Raw genomic sequence first — 18,419 nt, forward strand, 5'->3', positions numbered from 1 at the left:
CTTCAGCGCCGATGGTAGTTGGGGGTTTCCCCCTGTGAGAGTAGGACGCCGCCAAGCTTTTCAAAGGATCAGTTCCAATCGGAACTGGTCTTTTTTGTGTTTTCTTCTAGCAGCATCATGATATAAGCCGGAAACTTGTCCTCTGCAATCTCCATATAACGTTCAATCATGACATAATCATCACTAATGTATTGAGATAAAAGCTCGTACCACCATTCTGTTTCGTAGCGGGCAATCATACTGAGGTTATACATTAACAAGTAATGGCTGATGATCTCAGGAATCCCTAAAAAGGCATCTCGTGTTGATGGAATGAACCATTGATTCATTTCTAAATCATAATGAAGGTGAGTAGCAAGAGCAGGGTTTTCTTCTGAAAATACATCAAATGTTAGTTTTTTAGCCTCTCGTTGCTTAAGCTTCCAAGTTGTATGGAACTCAAAATATTCAATAAAACGTTCGGCAGACATGTTATAGAGCAAGGGAATATGATCTTGAATCAACATGCCATTTGCTTGTTCTACTTTCACTAAAGTAGAGGGTTGTTTTTGAAACTCCAGAATGTGACCCATCTCAGGTATTTTTGAAAGGAGATTGATCATCGTAAATCGCTCATCTTCAAGACCATTTAAACGAAATAAGTGCTTTAATACATGCATACATAATCCGTTTCGCTGAATCTTTACTTCATCCTCACTAAAACGATAATGTTGCTTCTTTCTTTTTCTTGAGGTTACACCGTGAGCTAAGACAGAGGTTTGAGATGGATAGTCGGGATCTACTGTCAGTAAACATGCCTTTAACAGCTGTGCCATTCCATAAAATAATAAAATCGGTTTTAGTTCAAGTGGAGCTGATGCGGCTTGGTCATAAAATGTATGGCCATGCTTTAAAAAGTAAATAAATCGTTCACAGTTTTTATAGGCTTGTTGATTTGCATCCTGAATGTTCCGTTTCTCGTACTGTTGAAATAGAAACTTTTGGGAAGTTTCTAGTGAGTAAAAACGTTTTAAATCCTTCCATCCTGAACTTTTCATCTTCTTCCTCAACTCTCTTTATATTTTCTAAAAATTGCAACTGTTTGTTGCTTCCTTGACATGCTGTTTCCTAGTTGATAATCTACATATAATATTTTGCCGAAAAGAGGGGGATTTACTAATGTGGGAAAGTAAATTTTCAAAAGAAGGTTTGACGTTTGACGACGTGTTGCTTGTTCCAGCAAAGTCTGAGGTGCTTCCGCGTGATGTCAATTTATCAGTTGAGTTAACAAGCACTTTAAAGTTGAACATTCCAATTATTAGTGCAGGAATGGATACTGTGACGGAATCACAAATGGCGATTGCAATGGCACGTCAAGGTGGTCTTGGAATCATCCATAAGAACATGTCTATTGAGCAGCAAGCTGAACAAGTGGACAAAGTAAAACGTTCAGAGCGTGGTGTTATTACAAATCCATTTTTCTTAACACCGGATCATCAAGTATTCGATGCGGAACATTTAATGGGTAAATATCGTATTTCTGGTGTACCGATTGTTAATAACGAACAAGATCAAAAGCTTGTTGGGATTATTACGAACCGTGACCTTCGTTTTATTTCGGATTATTCAATGAAGATTAGCGACGTGATGACAAAAGAGGAACTTGTGACAGCTTCTGTTGGAACAACATTAGAAGAAGCTGAAAAAATCCTTCAGCAATATAAAATTGAAAAATTACCTCTTTTAGATGACGAAGGAACATTAAAAGGTCTCATCACCATCAAAGATATTGAAAAAGTGATCGAATTCCCTAACTCCTCTAAAGATGCACATGGCCGTTTAATTGTTGGTGCCGCTGTAGGTGTCACTGGCGATACAATGACTCGTGTGAAAAAATTAGTAGAAGCCAATGTTGATGTGATCGTCATTGATACAGCACACGGTCATTCTCAAGGTGTTCTAGACACTGTATCGAAAATCCGTGAAACGTATCCTTCTCTTAATATCATTGCTGGTAACGTTGCAACAGCTGAAGCAACAAAAGCATTGTTTGAAGCTGGAGCAGATATTGTAAAAGTGGGTATTGGACCAGGATCGATTTGTACAACACGTGTTGTTGCAGGGGTCGGTGTACCACAAATCACAGCGATTTATGACTGTGCAACAGAAGCAAGAAAACATGGTAAATCTATTATTGCAGATGGTGGAATTAAATATTCAGGTGATATCGTGAAAGCATTAGCTTCTGGTGGACATGCTGTTATGCTGGGAAGCCTTCTTGCTGGTACATCTGAAAGCCCAGGAGAAACAGAAATTTTCCAAGGCAGACGTTTCAAAGTATATCGTGGTATGGGTTCTGTTGCTGCAATGGAAAAAGGAAGTAAAGATCGTTACTTCCAAGAAGATAATAAAAAATTCGTTCCAGAAGGTATCGAAGGACGTACACCGTATAAAGGACCAGTTGTTGACACTGTTTACCAACTCGTTGGCGGTATTCGCTCTGGTATGGGCTACTGTGGAACACAGGACTTACGTACTCTTAGAGAAGAAGCACAATTCATTCGCATGACAGGTGCAGGTCTTCGTGAGAGCCATCCACATGATGTACAAATTACAAAAGAATCACCAAACTACACAATTTCTTGATAAATTGTGACAATCAAATTACATTTGACAGGGTCTATGACTCTGTCTATTTTTTTTGTCTTTATTGTGATAAAATTTATACTGTTGTGTCGAAATAAGCCCTTGTGGATTAAATATATATGAAAAACGTCGAAAAAAGATGAATACGGAGGTATGACGATTGAACAGCAAGATGTTGAAACAGCTTATGGTCTCTATCCTTGCATTGGCATTGATTGTTACTGCATTTACCCCAATGTCCAAAGCAAAAGCGGCTGAAGATCCATTCAATGTGAATGCGAAAGCAGCCATCCTTATTGAAGCTTCTACAGGTAAAATTCTTTATAGTAAAAACGCAGAACAAAGACTGCCTATTGCAAGTATGGCAAAGATGATGACAGAGTATCTATTACTAGAGGCGATTGCTGAAGGCAAAGTGAAATGGGATCAAACATATACGCCAGATGATTACGTGTACGAAATTTCTCAGGACCGTAGTTTATCCAATGTTCCATTGAGAAAAGATGGTTCGTATACTGTCAAAGAACTTTATCAAGCAACGGCTATTTATTCAGCAAATGCAGCAGCAATTGGTCTAGCAGAGGTAATCGCTGGATCAGAATCAAAGTTTGTTGAAAAAATGAATGCAAAAGCAAAAGAACTTGGCTTAACCAATTACAAATTCGTGAATGCAACTGGATTAGAAAATAAAGACTTACATGGCAAACAGCCAAAAGGTACGGGACCTGATGAAGAAAGCGAAGTTTCCGCAAAGGATATGGCTTTGCTTGCACAGCATCTCATCAAAGATCATCCAGAAATTCTTGAAACAGCAAGCATCGCGAAAACAAAGTTCAGAGAAGGCACAGATGACGAAATGGACATGCCAAACTGGAACTTTATGCTTAAAGGACTTGTGAAAGAATATGAAGGCGTAGACGGTCTGAAAACGGGCTCTACTGATTCAGCTGGTTCTAGCTTCACAGGTACAGCAAAACGTGGTGACATGCGTGTGATCGCAGTTGTCCTGAATGCTAAAGGAAATCTTCATACAGCTCGTTTTGATGTGGCGAAAAAATTGTTCGATTATGCCTTTAAAAACTTCACGATGAAAGAAATGTACAAAAAAGGCCAACAAATCAAGGGACATGAAAACATCGAAGTTGATAAAGGGAAAGATAAAGAAGTACCCGTCGTGACGAAAGAAGCTTTCTCTGTACCGGTTAAAAATGGTGATGAGAAGAGCTATAAAGCGAAAGTAAATATTGATAAAAAGAACCTAGAAGCTCCTATTAAAAAAGGAACGAAGGTTGGCATGCTGACGACTTCTTATTCTGGTGATGAGAAGGACTACGGCTATTTGAGTAAAGACCAATCAGGTGTTGAGCTTGTGACGAAAACAGGTGATGAAAAAGCAAACTGGTTCATCCTTGCAATGCGTGGTGTAGGTGGATTCTTCGCTGGCATTTGGGGCGGAATCGTTGACACAGTAAAAGGTTGGTTCTAATAAAAAACTGCTCTCACATATAGAGAGCAGTTTTTTTATCGTTAAAAGAAAAGAGATTGTTTGTGGTTTTGAGGTGTAGACAAGGCCTGCTGAAAAATACCACACAACTTTTCCATACCTTCCGTCAGTGCCTTTTCATTCACATAAGAAAAACTGAGACGTATATAATTCTGCTTCGGCTCCCCAGGATAGCAGACAGAGCCAGGCAGGAAGGTGATTTGTTGCTTCCGCGCCTCATGTAATAGGGCACGTGTATCGACCCAGGAAGGAAAGCTAAGCCACAAATTGAGCCCGCCCTGTGGGATTTGCCAGGTGACGTCCTTTGGCGCATGCTTTGTCAACACATCCATCATCAAATCGCGTCTCACCTTCAAGGCAGTTCTTAATTTTTTCGTATGATCGATCATTTTCTTGGATGTGAGAAACGGTAAAATAGCCTTTTGGGTGAGAAGTGGGCTCCCTAAATCATTATTGGCCTTTGCTGCTAATAAACGGTTAAATATAGAGCCTGACGCTGTAATAATTCCAATTCTGCATCCTGGAGCCAGTGTCTTGCTTAATCCTCGTAAATAAATGACGTGTCCATCGTGATCCAGGCTTTTAATAGGTGCCGGCGGTTTCTTTTCAAAATAAAGCTCACGATAAGGATCATCTTCTACAATGAGACAATCAATGCTTTGTGCCAGTAAAAGTAGCTGTTTTCTTCGTTTCAACGACATACTGGCGCCTGTAGGACTGTGAAAAGTAGGAATGGTATAGATGAGCTTTGGTTTATATTTATCACAAATGCTTTGAAGCTGTTTCATGTTCATTCCTTCATGATCGACAGGAACCGTAATAATTCGTGCCCCTCTCCCCATAAAGACATCAATTGCGCCTGGATAGGTGGGCGCCTCCATGACAACTACATCATCCGGCCCGATAAATGTACGTGCTACTAAATCAAGTCCTTGCTGAGAACCGCTAGTGACAAGGATATTTTCAGGAGTAGAAGGGACATCTAATTTTTCTAGAAATGATTGAATGACCTGACGAAGCTGAAGGTCACCTTGTATTTCTCCGTATTTTGACATGATTTGAGGATGCCGGGCTAGGACATGCTGCATTTCTTTTTCTAAATACCGGTTAGGTAAAAGACCAGGATCAATCATAGAGGAAGAAAGATTAATGGCTTCTTCGACATAGTGATACTGAGCGAATTGAGACCTTGGTAAATAATCAGGGATCGATAACTGCCAATCGAAAGAAGTAGATGACTGAACCGGGATGTCAGTTTGCTCATGCTGCTCATTCACAAACGTACCTTTCCCTTGTACAGTCGTTAAAAATCCGTCGTCCTTAAGCCGTGTATAGGCTTTTGCCGCTGTGACAAGACTTACATTTAGCTGTTTCGCTAGATCACGTACAGTCGGCAGCTTATCGCCTTGCTGAAGCAGACCTGATTGAATGTGATCAACGATGGAAAAGTAAATCTGATTCGAAAGAGATGTATCTGAATGTCGATGGATATCAATATGCATGAAAATCCTCCAATGAGCGTGAAATTGTTATACATGGTTTCAGATTGTTATAGTTACATTATAACATGTCAATTACTCTTAAAAGAGGTAATGATGCTTTTTTAACTATAAAACCTTGATATATAAGGGTTTCTTCTTTTTTATGAGCTAATTGAATTGTTATACTATTCACTTTATTGTTATACTCTAACGCTTGTATGATAAAGGTGTTGAATTAATCGAATAGACAAATGGGAGGAAACAATTGTGAGCAATAAGGGAACTGAACGAGTAAAACGTGGAATGGCAGAAATGCAAAAAGGTGGCGTCATTATGGATGTCGTCAATGCTGAGCAGGCAAAAATCGCAGAAGAAGCAGGCGCAGTGGCAGTAATGGCACTAGAACGAGTACCAGCTGATATCCGTGCAGCAGGCGGTGTTGCCCGTATGGCAGATCCAAGAATCGTAGAAGAAGTACAAAATGCAGTAACGATTCCAGTCATGGCAAAAGCACGTATCGGCCACATCGTGGAAGCTCGTGTTCTTGAAGCACTTGGTGTTGATTATATTGATGAGAGTGAAGTGCTGACGCCCGCAGATGAGGAATTCCATTTAAATAAAAATGAATACACGGTACCTTTCGTATGTGGCTGTCGTGACCTAGGTGAGGCGACTCGCCGTATTGCAGAAGGCGCTTCAATGCTACGTACAAAAGGTGAGCCTGGTACAGGAAACATTGTAGAAGCTGTTCGTCATATGAGAAAGGTCAATGCTCAAATTCGTAAAGTGGCGGCAATGAGTGAAGATGAATTGATGACAGAAGCCAAGAATCTGGGCGCACCTTATGAATTATTGGTTCAAATTAAAAAAGAAGGCAAATTGCCAGTTGTAAACTTTGCAGCTGGAGGTGTTGCGACACCAGCAGATGCAGCACTCATGATGCAGCTTGGAGCAGATGGGGTATTTGTCGGCTCTGGTATCTTCAAATCAGACAATCCAGCTAAATTTGCAAAAGCGATTGTAGAAGCAACGACTCATTTCACAGATTACCGCCTGATTGCAGAGCTTTCTAAAGAGCTTGGAACAGCGATGAAAGGAATTGAAATTTCAAATCTATTGCCAGAAGAGCGTATGCAAGAGCGTGGCTGGTAATTAAGGGAGCGCGACGAACATGCTAACAATTGGTGTACTAGGGCTTCAAGGAGCGGTGAGAGAGCATATTCAATCGATTGAAGCTTGTGGCGTAGCGGGAAAGATCATCAAACGGGTAGAGGAGTTAGAAATTGTTGACGGTCTCATTATCCCTGGTGGTGAAAGTACGACGATGAGAAGACTCATGGATACGTACCAATTCATTGAACCGATTAAAGCGTTCGCTGCTCAAGGTAAACCGATATTTGGGACTTGTGCCGGTTTGATTATGCTGGCAAAGCATATAGAAGATCGAGAAGATGCTCATCTTGGACTGTTAAATGTATCTGTTGCACGTAATTCGTTTGGCAGACAGGTAGACAGTTTTGAAGCAGATGTAGAAGTGAAAGGACTGGATGCGCCGTTTACAGGAGTGTTCATCCGTGCGCCTCATATCATCAGCGCAGATGAGAGCGTAGAGGTCATGGCTGAGTATGACGGCAGGATTGTGATGGCAAAAGAAAACAATATCTTAGGTTGTTCTTTTCATCCAGAGCTGACAGATGACCACCGGTTAACACAGCTGTTTGTTGAGATGGTGGAGTCCTATAAAACGAAGCTTGCTGTATAAAACGGTTGAAAAGAGATAAAACTTATAGTACATTAAAATCACAATCAAAGATCGAAAAAGCGTTGACGGGAAATAGTAAGAAGCCCCTCTTTCTCAGAGAGCCGATGGTTGGTGAGAATCGGTGAAAGATGCATTCTGAATCCATCCTTGAGCGAAATGCTGAAACACGAAGTAAGCATTTACGGTGATGCCGTTACAGAGGAAAGAGGAAAGCATGCTTTTGGCGTGTTTTCAATCAGGGTGGCAACGCGAGAGCTCTCGTCCCTTTCATGGGATGAGGGCTCTTTTTATTTTTCGATAAAAAAGGAGTGTTACACATGCTGGATATTAAACAACTGCGCACGGATTTTGATCAAATCAAAGAAAAATTAGCCCATCGAGGCGAAGATTTAGCGGATTTTGATAAGTTTGGTGAGCTGGATCAAAAAAGAAGAGAATTAATCGGCAAAACAGAAGTATTAAAGAGCCGAAGAAATGAAGTATCACAGCAAGTGGCTGTTCTAAAAAGAGAAAAGAAAGACGCCGATCACATTATTCAAGAAATGCGTGAGGTAGGCGATGAGATTAAGAAGTTAGATGATGAATTAAGAACAGTAGAGGAAAGCCTGCAAACCATCCTGTTCTCAATTCCAAACATCCCTCATGATTCTGTACCAGTCGGTGAGACAGAAGATGACAACATTGAAGTGAGAAAATGGGGCGAACAGCCAGGTTTCTCATTTGAACCTAAGCCGCATTGGGATGTAGCGGATGAGCTGAAGATTTTGGATTTTGAACGTGCAGGAAAAGTGACAGGAAGCCGTTTCGTTTTTTATAAAGGGCTAGGCGCACGGTTAGAGCGTGCACTTTATAACTTTATGCTGGATTTACACGTAGATGAATTTGGTTTTACTGAAGTACTACCACCTTATATGGTCAACAGAGCAAGCATGACAGGAACTGGACAGCTTCCAAAGTTTGAAGAGGATGCTTTTAAAATTCGAGAAGAAGATTATTTCCTCATTCCAACGGCTGAAGTGCCAATTACGAACATGCACCGTGACGAAATTCTTGAAGGAGAGCAGCTGCCAATCAATTATGCAGCATTTAGTGCTTGCTTTAGATCAGAAGCTGGTTCTGCTGGCAGAGATACGCGCGGACTCATCCGTCAGCACCAATTTAACAAAGTAGAGCTTGTGAAATTTGTCAGACCAGAAGATTCTTATGAAGAATTAGAGAAACTAACAAACCAAGCAGAAAAAGTTCTTCAATTATTGAACCTGCCATACCGTGTCATGAGCATGTGTACAGGAGATTTAGGCTTTACGGCTGCGAAGAAATACGATATCGAAGTATGGATTCCAAGCCAAAATACGTATCGTGAAATTTCTTCTTGCAGTAACTTTGAAGCGTTCCAAGCGAGACGAGCAAACATTCGTTTCCGCCCTGAGCCTAAAGCCAAGCCAGAACATGTGCACACATTAAATGGATCTGGTTTAGCAGTAGGAAGAACTGTTGCAGCCATTTTAGAAAACTATCAACAAGAGGATGGAACAGTGATCATTCCTGAGGTGTTACGTCCTTATATGGGAAATAAAGAAGTGATAAAATAAGATGCCATCATGGCATCTTATTCTTTTTACCTAAACTTCTACAGCTTTTCTAAAATAAGCCGATAAAAGAACTAAAAGCATCTAGGAAAGAAGGAATAACCTTGAATAGGCTTGACTATTATGTTGAAATGGCTCAATTACTCAGAAAAGTTCTAGATGAAAGTGTCCTTTTCGGCATCACTGATACAGAAAAGGTACTTTGCTATTATCCATCGACCACAGTAGATTTTGGCATTAAAGTAGGGGACGCTTTAAACCCAGAGGACCAAAACGTGGCGACGACATTAAGAGGACAAGAATATGATGGGCATTTGCCAGAGTCTTTATATGGTTATGAAATTGCTGTAAAAGGTTATCCGATTTTTGATGAAGGTAGAAAAGTGATTGGCTCTTTTTTAGTGGCTTTTTCACATCATCGTGAGAAGAAATTAAGCGGCTATATGGAACATATCAATAAAGTAGCGAAAGAGTTACAAGGTGGAATTGAGCAAATTGCTGCTCATTCTCAAGAACTGGCTGCGACAAGCTTAGAAATTAGTGAGCAGGCCGGAAGAGCAGAAGAGAAATCCGCAAACATTGAAGAAGTCGTCAAAACCATTGGCGGTATTGCGAGACAAACAAACCTGTTAGGACTCAATGCTGCAATTGAAGCGGCAAGAGCAGGTGAAAATGGAAAAGGCTTTGCTGTTGTTGCAGACGAGGTACGTAAGTTATCAGATGGATCAAAGGAAGCAGCTGAAACCATTAATGCATTTTTAAAAGAAATCCAAGACAGCATTGGCACTTTATCTGAAAATATCTCACAAATCAGCAGTTCAACAAACGAACAAGCTAAACAAGTGACAGACTTTACAAAGATTATTGAGTCATTAAATGATTTTAAAGAAGAGATGAATACTTTTATTGAAGAAATTAGACAGGATACGTAATAAATGAAGAGCAGCCGATAATCGGCTGCTTCAGCGTGTAGACAAACCCTCGCATTCTTTGTCAGTCCTGCGTGCTGGTGCTCACGAATGCCAAATTCGCTCCGCGCCAGTACTCGTTCTTCCTAGACTGCAAAGGTTTTCTATCACGCTGAAAAGAAGACAAAAGGCTAAAATAAAGTTCATTTTAGCTTTTTATAGGCTAAACATCATACCAAAATCAAATGTTGAAATTTTTTTCGAAAAGATGTTGACTTAAAATAAGATGATATGATATATTAATTCTTGTCGATACGGAGGAATACCCAAGTCCGGCTGAAGGGATCGGTCTTGAAAACCGACAGGGGTGTCAAAGCCCGCGGGGGTTCGAATCCCTCTTCCTCCGCCATATTGATTTTACCTTAGTTGAATTGAAACGCATAAAAATTGGAAATTGTCAAACCGCTGCATTCGAGAAATGCAGCGGTTTTTTTTATTTTGTGTTAGAGCGATTTTTTTGAATAACAGAAGCAATTTCATGAAGAATTGGATCAAGTGAGCTTTCATCATGAAGTAAGTCATAATCTTCAATATTAATTTTAATCACAGGGCACAGATCAAATTGTTCGATCCATTCTGTATATCGAGTGTACATTTCTTCCCAATATGCTCGATCGGTTTGAGTTTCCATCTCTCTCCCGCGCTCTTCAATACGATGTAATATATGATCTAAATCCCCATGTAAGTAAATAAGGACATCTGGGTGAGGGAAGTAAGGTGTCATCACCATCGCCTCAAATAGACTCGTATACGTTTCATAGTCTACCTCTGACATGGTACCTTTGTCTGCGTGCATTTTAGCAAAAATACCAGTGTCCTCATAAATGGACCGGTCTTGTACATAACCTCCACCAGACTCGAAGATTCGTTTCTGCTCCTTAAAACGTTCAGCTAGAAAATAGACCTGTAAATGAAAGCTCCATCTTTGGAAATCTGAATAAAAAGGCTCTAAGTATGGATTATCATCTACTTTTTCGAGAGAAGTTTGAAACCCTAGCTTGTCCGCTATTGTTTTCGTCATGGTCGATTTTCCGACACCAACTGTCCCTGCAATTGTAATGACAGCATCCTTTGGTATTTCAATATTTTTCATAGTACTTGCTCCTTTATGTTCTGTACAATTTGCTGGTAATCTTGCTGTGAGGAAACGAAGTCTGTATGATCGCCTTCAATTGTAATGATAGGAAGACCTGGGTCAGTTTGTTTTAAATGCTCGATGGCCAACTCATAATCTTCAATCAGGGTTTTTAAATAAGCTGGATCAATGTCTTCTTCAAAAGATCGGCCTCTCATCTTTATTCTATCAAGTAAGGTGGGAAGGCTGGCTTTTATATAGATCATGGCATTTGGTTTAGGAAGATCATCTGTCAGCAAGTGATAGATTTTTCTGTATTTATCCATGTGCTTTTTGGATAAGGTTCTTTCTGCAAATATCATATTTTTATAGACATGATAATCAGTGACAATCGGCTGCTGTTTTTTGACATAGTTCTCTTCAATAGATTCTAACTGTTTAAACCGATTGCATAGAAAGAACATCTCAAGCTGAAAGCTCCATTGTTCCATATCTTCATAAAATTTATCTAAGAATGGATTTTCTTCTACAATTTCTTTTACTAAAGGAAATTGAAATTCCTTTGAAAGCATTGTAGCCAAGGTTGTTTTTCCGGCTCCAATTGGGCCTTCCACTGCAATAAAAGGGGCAGGATACATAGGCGTTCTCCTCTATCTATAAAGTTGTCAAACCAATGTATATTGTACCATACCCCTTCTGAGAGATAGAGCGTATGAATTACGATGTCGTTCTTTTTTCAATATTAAATTGATCTGATAACAACAACCAGTTTTGTGGGAAGGATAGACCTAATTTCCAGTAGGCAATTCCATTTAGGTTTAACTCTTTAATGAGATTAAATTTGGCTTGAATGGATCTTGCATCTTCAAACCAAACCTCGTGTTCTTTGTTGTTAGCATCTATATAACGGAAATAAGGTGCTTGTGCTGTTTCGTCATATAGAATGGATACATTATTCTCTCTAGCAATGGCGATCGCTTGTTGAGGGCTGACGGCTTTGGCGATAGGGCCTCCTTGAACATAAGGAAGCGTCCAATCATAACCATATAAATTCTGCCCCATCACAATTTTATTGGCAGGTATGACAGTCAGTGCATATTCAATGACTTGGCGGACAGGGCCGATCGGAGAGACGGCTTGTGCAGGCCCGCCGCTGTAGCCCCACTCATAAGTCATTAGCACAACATGATCAACGATCTTACCGATTGCTTCATAGTCATGCGCCTCATACCACTTTCCTTTCTGTTCACTGCTTGTTTTAGGAGCAAGTGCCACAGAAATAGTCCAACCCTGTTGATGAAAACGAGTTGTTGCTTCTCTTAAAAATTGAAGGTAGGCTTCTTTATCAACAGGGCGTAAATATTCAAAGTCAAAATGGATTTCTTTTAATTGATACTTTTGAGCAACGCGGACGATTTCATTTAATAATGTCGTTTTGACAGCTTGATTTGTTAAAAGGATTCGCCCGAGTTCATCACTAAATTTATCATTCTCTAGATTTGTGACTACCATGGTTAAAACCGTTCTGCTTTGAGCGGCAATCTGAGGTAATTGATCTAACGGTGGCTCGCGAAGTGTGCCGTCTCTTTGCGCTTGAAAACTAAAGGCACCGAGATGGGTTAAGTATGGAGATGCCTCTCTGGCTGCTTGCTTTAAATTTTCGCTGACTTGGTTTCCGCGAGGTTCTATATAAGCATTAGAATTAATATTTCTTTTCGGTCTTTGTGGAATATAAAGCAAAAAACGAATAGGCAATATGGCTTCAGGCCGAATCCGATTCACACGTGCCAATTCTTCTACCGAAATTTGAAATCTTCTTCCAATTTGATAAAGTGTATCATTTTGTTTGACCTCATAAAATTGACCTCTAATAGGGATGACAATTGTTTGTCCAACGACTAGTTGATTTGGCGTTTCGATGTCGTTGGTCCGAATGATTTCATTTACCGTTGTTTTAAAACGCATGGCAATCTCATTTAACGTATCTCCTCTTTTGACAACATAAATTTGAATGGTCAACGCCCCCTTTGTTATTGCTAACAATTTATGAGGGTGATGGATAAATCATGTTTGATTTTCATCCGTGATCTCTTTAGTTGTTGTGATTTTGGCAAGAAGAACGTTCTCCATCATCGTTAAAGCGTACTCGTTGTCTCTATCATCATTTGAAGCAATACAATCTTTAGGTACAGTGAGGTTGTACTCTCGCATGTAAGCGTCATTTGCAGTGAACAGGACACAGATGTTCCCGGCAATTCCAGTTAAAATAAGATCTTGCACACCTAATTCATTTAGGAGTGTCTCTAGTGCTGTTCCGTAAAAGGCAGAGTGCTTAGGTTTAATTAAGAAGTAATCATCTTTAGATGGTGCCATTTGCTCTAAAATAGGGGCACTTCTTTCGTTTTTGCATGTTTCCATAACAGCTTTGATATCAGCCTTCCAGAGTCCATAGTGGTCGTTGATATAGATAATTGGCCAATTTTTCTTGAAAGCGTGTCGTTTAAGGGCTAAAATTTTATTGGTCATTTGCTCTGTTTTTTCAGCGAGCACATGTCCCATTTCGAAATCAAAATTATTGATCATGTCAATAATAAGTAGTGCCTTTTGTTGTTTTGGCAAATCAAGACCCCCTTTAAAAGATTGTGATAATATGTTAACCTCAATATCCTTTAAAAAAACATGAAAAGAGAGCCGTGCTATGACGAAAGATGAACAGTTTATGCAAGAAGCTATTTCCGAAGCTTTGAAAGCAAAACAAATAGGAGAAGTTCCAATCGGTGCCGTCATCGTTGTTGATGATCAAATTGTAAGCCGTGCTCACAATTTAAGGGAAAGTGAACAGCGATCAATTGCTCATGCGGAATTACTTGCTATTGATGAAGCTTGTAAAATGACTGGTAGCTGGCGTTTAGAAGATGCTGTACTTTATGTTACACTCGAACCGTGCCCAATGTGTGCAGGCGCTATTGTACTTTCAAGAGTGAAAAAAGTCGTTTTTGGTGCCTATGATCCTAAAGGTGGATGTGCTGGTACTTTAATGAATTTATTGGACGATGAGCGGTTCAATCATCAGTCTGAAGTCATTGGCGGTGTGCTTGAAAATGAGTGTGGTGAGCTGTTAAGTCAGTTCTTTCGAGACCTCCGTCAGCAGAAGAAGCAAGCGAAAAGTAAATGAATGGATGTCGTTTGCAATTTTATCACTTAGAAGGTATACTTATGTCTGCGTCACCAACAATTTAATATTCATTTTGCCGTGCTAAGCGGGGAGGTAGCGGTGCCCTGTACTCGCAATCCGCTCTAGCGAGGCCGAATCCCTTCTCAAGGTTCGTTTACTTCAAGGTCTGCCTTAAATAAGTGGTGTTGACGTCTGGGTCCTGCGCAATGGGAATTCATGAACCATGTCAGGTCCGGAAGGAAGCAGCATTAAGTGAAACCTCTCATGTGCCGCAGGGTTGCCTGGGCCGAGCTAACTGTTTAAGTAACGCTTGGGGTAGCGAATCGACAGAAGGTGCACGGTAAATCAATATTAAATGTAACTCATCTAGTTTATCTAGGTGAGTTTTTTGTTGCTATTGAAAGAATATATCGGTTGCTTTGTTTATACAAATAGCAAAAAAGCCATTTTAGGGTGAGGTTTTTTTGAAGTAATTCATATAGGGAACGAATGTTCTTATTGATCTGGCAGACATTTTCAGAAAGCAGGAAAACACGTTTTTTAATCAAGAAAAGTAAAAAGTCTTTAAAGGAAATGCTCTTTTTCGTTTATTAGAAAATAAAGGTGTACTTTTGAATTGATCGTTGCATCATGTATAATGAACATGATGATAAATGGAGGAGGGCGTATTTGTGAGTTATCAAGCTTTATACCGAGTGTTCAGACCTCAAGTTTTTGAGGATGTTGTTGGACAAGAACACATCACAAAAACGTTGCAAAATGCCCTTTTGCAGAAAAAGTTTTCTCATGCTTACTTATTTTCAGGTCCTAGAGGAACAGGTAAAACAAGTGCTGCCAAGATTTTTGCGAAAGCAGTGAACTGTGAAAAATCACCTGTTAGTGAACCGTGTAATGAGTGTGATGCCTGTAGAGGGATTACGACCGGTTCGATTTCAGACGTGATTGAAATAGATGCTGCCTCAAATAACGGGGTAGATGAAATTCGGGATATACGTGATAAAGTGAAATTTGCTCCTTCAGCGGTTACATATAAGGTTTATATTATAGATGAGGTACATATGCTCTCTATCGGGGCATTTAATGCACTTCTTAAAACGCTAGAGGAACCACCTGCTCATTGTATCTTTATTTTGGCTACCACAGAGCCTCATAAGATTCCTCTTACCATCATATCAAGATGTCAGAGATTTGATTTTAAACGGATCACGACAAAAGATATTGTTGGACGAATGGAGAAAATTGTAGATGCAGAAAGCCTAAATATACAAGAGGGTTCACTCGAGATTATTGCTAGTGCGGCAGATGGAGGCATGCGTGACGCACTTAGTCTCCTTGACCAAGCGATCTCATTTAGTGGTGAACAGCTCACAATTGATGATGCACTGCTTATTACAGGTGCTGTATCTCAGCATTTCATTAGTCAGCTTGCTGAAGCCATTTTTGAGCAAAATATTGCGATAGCGCTGGATACGTTAAATGAATTGCTTCAACAGGGGAAAGATGCTGCGAAATTAATAGAGGATATGATCTTCTACTTTAGAGATATGCTTCTATTCAAAACAGCACCGGATCTTGAAGGTGTCCTTGAAAAAGTCAAAGTCGACGATAAGTTTGTGGCTCTTTCAGAACGTGTGGCACCTCAGTTTCTTTATGAAACGATTGAAGTGCTGAATAAAAGCCATCAGGAAATGAAATGGACAAATCATCCTAGAATTTTCTTTGAAGTAGCTGTGGTTAAGCTCTGTCAGTCAACAGCTGGTGCTGTATCATCTCCGGCTGATTCCGACCTAACAGCTTTAACGAATAAAATAGACAGGCTGGAACAGGAGCTATCTAGGCTAAAAGCTGAGGGTGTTCCAATGACTCAGTCTCAGAGTCCTCAAGCAAAAACGGAAGCACCTCGACCTCAAACGAGTAATAAAAATGGCTATCGTGCACCTGTCGGTCGAATTCATGAGATTTTAAAAGAAGCGAAGCGACCGGAACTAGAAAAAATAAAAGGCAAATGGGGAGAGCTTCTTGCCCAATTAAAACAGCAAAATAAGGTTTCTCACGCTGCGCTATTAACAGATAGTGAACCAGTTGCGGCGGCAACTCATGCCTTTGTTTTAAAATTCAAATTTGAAATACATTGTAAGATGGTGGCCGAAGATAAAAGTGGTGTTCGAACCAATCTTGAGCAACTGCTAGAATCTATGCTAGGAAAAAGAGTGGAATTAGTTGGCGTTCCTGACGCTCAATGGGGTAAAATAAGAGAAGAATTTTTAAGAGATCATCAGCCTGAAGAACAAGCAGATGGTCAGGCAGCTTCTGCTGAAGAAGATCCATTAATTGCAGAAGCAAAGAAGTTAGTAGGAACCGATTTAATTGAAATTAAAGATTAACAATTTGAAAGAGAGTGGTGTTCATATGCGCGGTGGAATGGGAAATATGCAAAAAATGATGAAACAAATGCAAAAAATGCAGAAGGATATGGCTAAGGCTCAAGAAGAGCTTGCAGAAAAAGTCCTTGAAGGTACGGCAGGTGGCGGCATGGTCACTGTAAAAGTAAATGGACAAAAAGAAGTCGTTGATGTGGCGATTAATGAAGAAGTTGTTGATCCTGAAGACATCGATATGCTTCAAGACCTTGTACTTGCAGCAACAAATGATGCATTGAAAAAAGTGGATGAATTAACGAATGAAACAATGGGTCAATTCACAAAAGGAATGAACATGCCAGGTTTATTCTAGGAGGAATAACTGAAGATGCAATATCCTGAACCAATATCAAAGCTGATTGATAGCTTTATGAAATTGCCAGGAATCGGACCTAAAACTGCGGTCCGTCTGGCTTTTTTTGTTCTTAGTATGCAAGAAGATGTCGTGCTGGATTTTGCGAAGGCACTTGTTAATGCAAAGCGTAATTTAACTTATTGTTCTGTTTGCGGACATATCACCGATCAGGATCCTTGCTATATTTGTGAAGATACAAGAAGAGATCAATCTGTGATCTGTGTCGTGCAGGATCCAAAAGATGTGATCGCAATGGAAAAAATGAAAGAATACAACGGCTTATATCATGTGCTTCATGGTGCTATTTCACCAATGGACGGAATTGGGCCAGAGGATATTAAAATTCCTGACCTATTAAAAAGATTGCAAGACGATCAAGTCACAGAGGTCATTCTTGCAACCAACCCAAACATTGAAGGAGAAGCGACAGCCATGTATATCTCTAGATTGTTGAAACCATCAGGAATTAAACTCTCTCGCATTGCTCACGGACTCCCAGTAGGTGGAGATTTAGAGTATGCGGATGAAGTCACACTTTCTAAGGCTCTAGAAGGCAGACGTGAGATGTAGGAAGGAGAAGTACGGTACATGGGTTTTCTTCGCAGAAAATCAATTCGAAAAGAATTCGATGAGATATTAATTCAACAGCTTTTTAAGCAAAAGGAAGAATGGAACAGACAAAAAAAGCTTGTCGCAAATAGCGTTGAGCCTTCACCGGACATTCTATTCGAATTAAAGCTTGCTCAAGCGAAGTACTTTTTCTATCTGAGAGAAGCGAAAAAGAGAAATTTACGTTTAAACAACTGGAGGTAGCAGGTCTATTTTACATAATCCTCTCATATGCTTGTACTATTCATATGAAGAGGAGATGAGAGGATTATGGAACCTGTTATTGTGATTGGTTCAATTTTGTTAGCTGTTTTATTGTTGTTTATGTCAGGTGTTCAAGCGAATCCATTCAAATGGTTAGGGCTTATTGGAGTTAAGTTTGTCGCAGGTGCTCTTTTTTTATTTTGTCTCAATTTATTCGGTGAGAGTTTAGGGCTTCATGTTTCCATTAACCCTGTAACGAGTGGAATTAGTGGTTTGTTGGGCATTCCAGGTGTAGCAGCTTTAGTCGTAATTGAAAAGTTTATTATTTAATGCAAAATATTGTTGACTTTGATTATATATGGTGGTAAATTAATATACGTCGCTGATGACGAAGAAACGAAAAAACATAATAACAAAAAAGTTGTTGACACTAACAACTTGGACGTGATAAGATGTTCTAGTCGCTTCTGAAGCGGTAAACAAGTTCTTTGAAAACTAAACAAGACAAAACGTACCTGTTAATTCGAGTTTTTATAAAAAAATCCTATGATATTTCATAGGTAGTCAGTCAAACTGGCGAAAAACAAAACTTCGGTTTTGAACTTTTTCGGAGAGTTTGATCCTGGCTCAGGACGAACGCTGGCGGCGTGCC

17 protein-coding genes, 1 tRNA gene, 1 other RNA gene, 1 pseudogene and 1 other annotated feature are annotated in these 18,419 nt (G+C 39.9%); of the genes and pseudogenes, 14 read left to right on the top strand and 6 right to left on the bottom strand.

The features are described from left to right. Positions 1-68: 68 nt before the first annotated feature. Positions 69-1,037: a YaaC family protein gene (locus ACTJKA_RS19465; protein ID WP_008342041.1), complete on the bottom strand. Its 969-nt coding sequence runs from the start codon at positions 1,035-1,037 to the stop codon at positions 69-71. Positions 1,038-1,158: 121 nt separating this feature from the next. Between ACTJKA_RS19465 and guaB the strand changes: the two genes are divergently transcribed. Then, a complete protein-coding gene (guaB, locus tag ACTJKA_RS19470) occupies positions 1,159-2,625 on the top strand; it encodes an IMP dehydrogenase (RefSeq protein ID WP_008342039.1) in 1,467 nt (488 codons plus the stop codon). A 160-nt stretch (positions 2,626-2,785) separates the two neighbouring features. Continuing rightward, the gene (locus ACTJKA_RS19475) at positions 2,786-4,111 is read left to right on the top strand and encodes a D-alanyl-D-alanine carboxypeptidase family protein (RefSeq protein WP_008342036.1); all 1,326 of its coding nucleotides are present in this window, start codon (positions 2,786-2,788) and stop codon (positions 4,109-4,111) included. Positions 4,112-4,152: 41 nt separating this feature from the next. On the opposite strand, the gene pdxR is transcribed toward ACTJKA_RS19475, so the two are convergent. Beyond that, complete coding sequence (gene pdxR, locus ACTJKA_RS19480) at positions 4,153-5,631, bottom strand: MocR-like pyridoxine biosynthesis transcription factor PdxR (RefSeq protein ID WP_017359016.1); 1,479 nt, start codon at positions 5,629-5,631, stop codon at positions 4,153-4,155. Positions 5,632-5,877: 246 nt separating this feature from the next. On the opposite strand from pdxR, the gene pdxS reads away from it, so the two are divergent. From pdxS to ACTJKA_RS19505, 5 genes and pseudogenes are all read left to right on the top strand, one after another. Further along, a complete protein-coding gene (gene pdxS / locus ACTJKA_RS19485; protein ID WP_025206589.1) occupies positions 5,878-6,762 on the top strand; it encodes a pyridoxal 5'-phosphate synthase lyase subunit PdxS in 885 nt (294 codons plus the stop codon). Positions 6,763-6,781: 19 nt separating this feature from the next. Then, positions 6,782-7,372 (top strand): pyridoxal 5'-phosphate synthase glutaminase subunit PdxT, encoded by a 591-nt coding sequence (gene pdxT, locus ACTJKA_RS19490; protein WP_050826823.1) that lies wholly within the window; start codon positions 6,782-6,784, stop codon positions 7,370-7,372. Between the two features lie 53 nt (positions 7,373-7,425). Next, positions 7,426-7,641: a binding site (T-box leader), on the top strand. Between the two features lie 48 nt (positions 7,642-7,689). Next, entirely contained in the window at positions 7,690-8,964 is a 1,275-nt protein-coding gene (gene serS / locus ACTJKA_RS19495; protein ID WP_135227207.1) for a serine--tRNA ligase, read from the top strand. Between the two features lie 596 nt (positions 8,965-9,560). Beyond that, positions 9,561-9,893: pseudogene (locus ACTJKA_RS19500) on the top strand (methyl-accepting chemotaxis protein); the annotation flags it as partial. A 292-nt stretch (positions 9,894-10,185) separates the two neighbouring features. Further along, a tRNA-Ser gene (locus ACTJKA_RS19505) sits at positions 10,186-10,278 on the top strand. 84 nt (positions 10,279-10,362) lie between these two features. Here ACTJKA_RS19505 and ACTJKA_RS19510 read toward each other — a convergent pair. The 4 genes from ACTJKA_RS19510 to ACTJKA_RS19525 all read right to left on the bottom strand — a co-directional run bounded on the left by ACTJKA_RS19510 (position 10,363) and on the right by ACTJKA_RS19525 (position 13,623). Then, complete coding sequence (locus tag ACTJKA_RS19510) at positions 10,363-11,022, bottom strand: deoxynucleoside kinase (RefSeq protein ID WP_024719578.1); 660 nt, start codon at positions 11,020-11,022, stop codon at positions 10,363-10,365. Further along, entirely contained in the window at positions 11,019-11,642 is a 624-nt protein-coding gene (locus ACTJKA_RS19515; RefSeq protein WP_017366700.1) for a deoxynucleoside kinase, read from the bottom strand. Before ACTJKA_RS19515 ends, ACTJKA_RS19510 begins: the two co-directional genes overlap by 4 nt. A gap of 79 nt (positions 11,643-11,721) precedes the next feature. Then, positions 11,722-12,969, bottom strand: a complete 1,248-nt coding sequence (locus tag ACTJKA_RS19520) for a glycoside hydrolase family 18 protein (RefSeq protein WP_412055016.1) — start codon at positions 12,967-12,969, stop codon at positions 11,722-11,724. 99 nt (positions 12,970-13,068) lie between these two features. Next, entirely contained in the window at positions 13,069-13,623 is a 555-nt protein-coding gene (locus tag ACTJKA_RS19525) for an isochorismatase family cysteine hydrolase (protein WP_080987767.1), read from the bottom strand. A 79-nt stretch (positions 13,624-13,702) separates the two neighbouring features. Here ACTJKA_RS19525 and tadA point away from each other — a divergent pair, with 79 nt between their 5' ends. From tadA to ACTJKA_RS19560, 7 genes are all read left to right on the top strand, one after another. Continuing rightward, positions 13,703-14,179: a tRNA adenosine(34) deaminase TadA gene (gene tadA, locus ACTJKA_RS19530; RefSeq protein WP_007496052.1), complete on the top strand. Its 477-nt coding sequence runs from the start codon at positions 13,703-13,705 to the stop codon at positions 14,177-14,179. Positions 14,180-14,255: 76 nt separating this feature from the next. Beyond that, positions 14,256-14,520, top strand: an RNA gene (gene ffs, locus ACTJKA_RS19535) — signal recognition particle sRNA large type. Positions 14,521-14,850: 330 nt separating this feature from the next. Further along, a complete protein-coding gene (gene dnaX / locus ACTJKA_RS19540) occupies positions 14,851-16,563 on the top strand; it encodes a DNA polymerase III subunit gamma/tau (RefSeq protein ID WP_017359011.1) in 1,713 nt (570 codons plus the stop codon). Between the two features lie 25 nt (positions 16,564-16,588). Continuing rightward, entirely contained in the window at positions 16,589-16,912 is a 324-nt protein-coding gene (locus ACTJKA_RS19545; RefSeq protein ID WP_008342011.1) for a YbaB/EbfC family nucleoid-associated protein, read from the top strand. A 15-nt stretch (positions 16,913-16,927) separates the two neighbouring features. Next, complete coding sequence (gene recR / locus ACTJKA_RS19550) at positions 16,928-17,524, top strand: recombination protein RecR (RefSeq protein ID WP_003218094.1); 597 nt, start codon at positions 16,928-16,930, stop codon at positions 17,522-17,524. A gap of 18 nt (positions 17,525-17,542) precedes the next feature. Further along, complete coding sequence (locus tag ACTJKA_RS19555) at positions 17,543-17,767, top strand: YaaL family protein (RefSeq protein ID WP_008342008.1); 225 nt, start codon at positions 17,543-17,545, stop codon at positions 17,765-17,767. 66 nt (positions 17,768-17,833) lie between these two features. Then, positions 17,834-18,097, top strand: a complete 264-nt coding sequence (locus ACTJKA_RS19560; protein ID WP_008342006.1) for a pro-sigmaK processing inhibitor BofA family protein — start codon at positions 17,834-17,836, stop codon at positions 18,095-18,097. Positions 18,098-18,419 lie beyond the last annotated feature (322 nt).

The sequence above is a fragment of the Bacillus sp. 22190 genome (assembly GCF_052045575.1).
In the GTDB taxonomy this organism is placed as follows: Bacteria; Bacillota; Bacilli; order Bacillales; family Bacillaceae; genus Bacillus; species Bacillus altitudinis.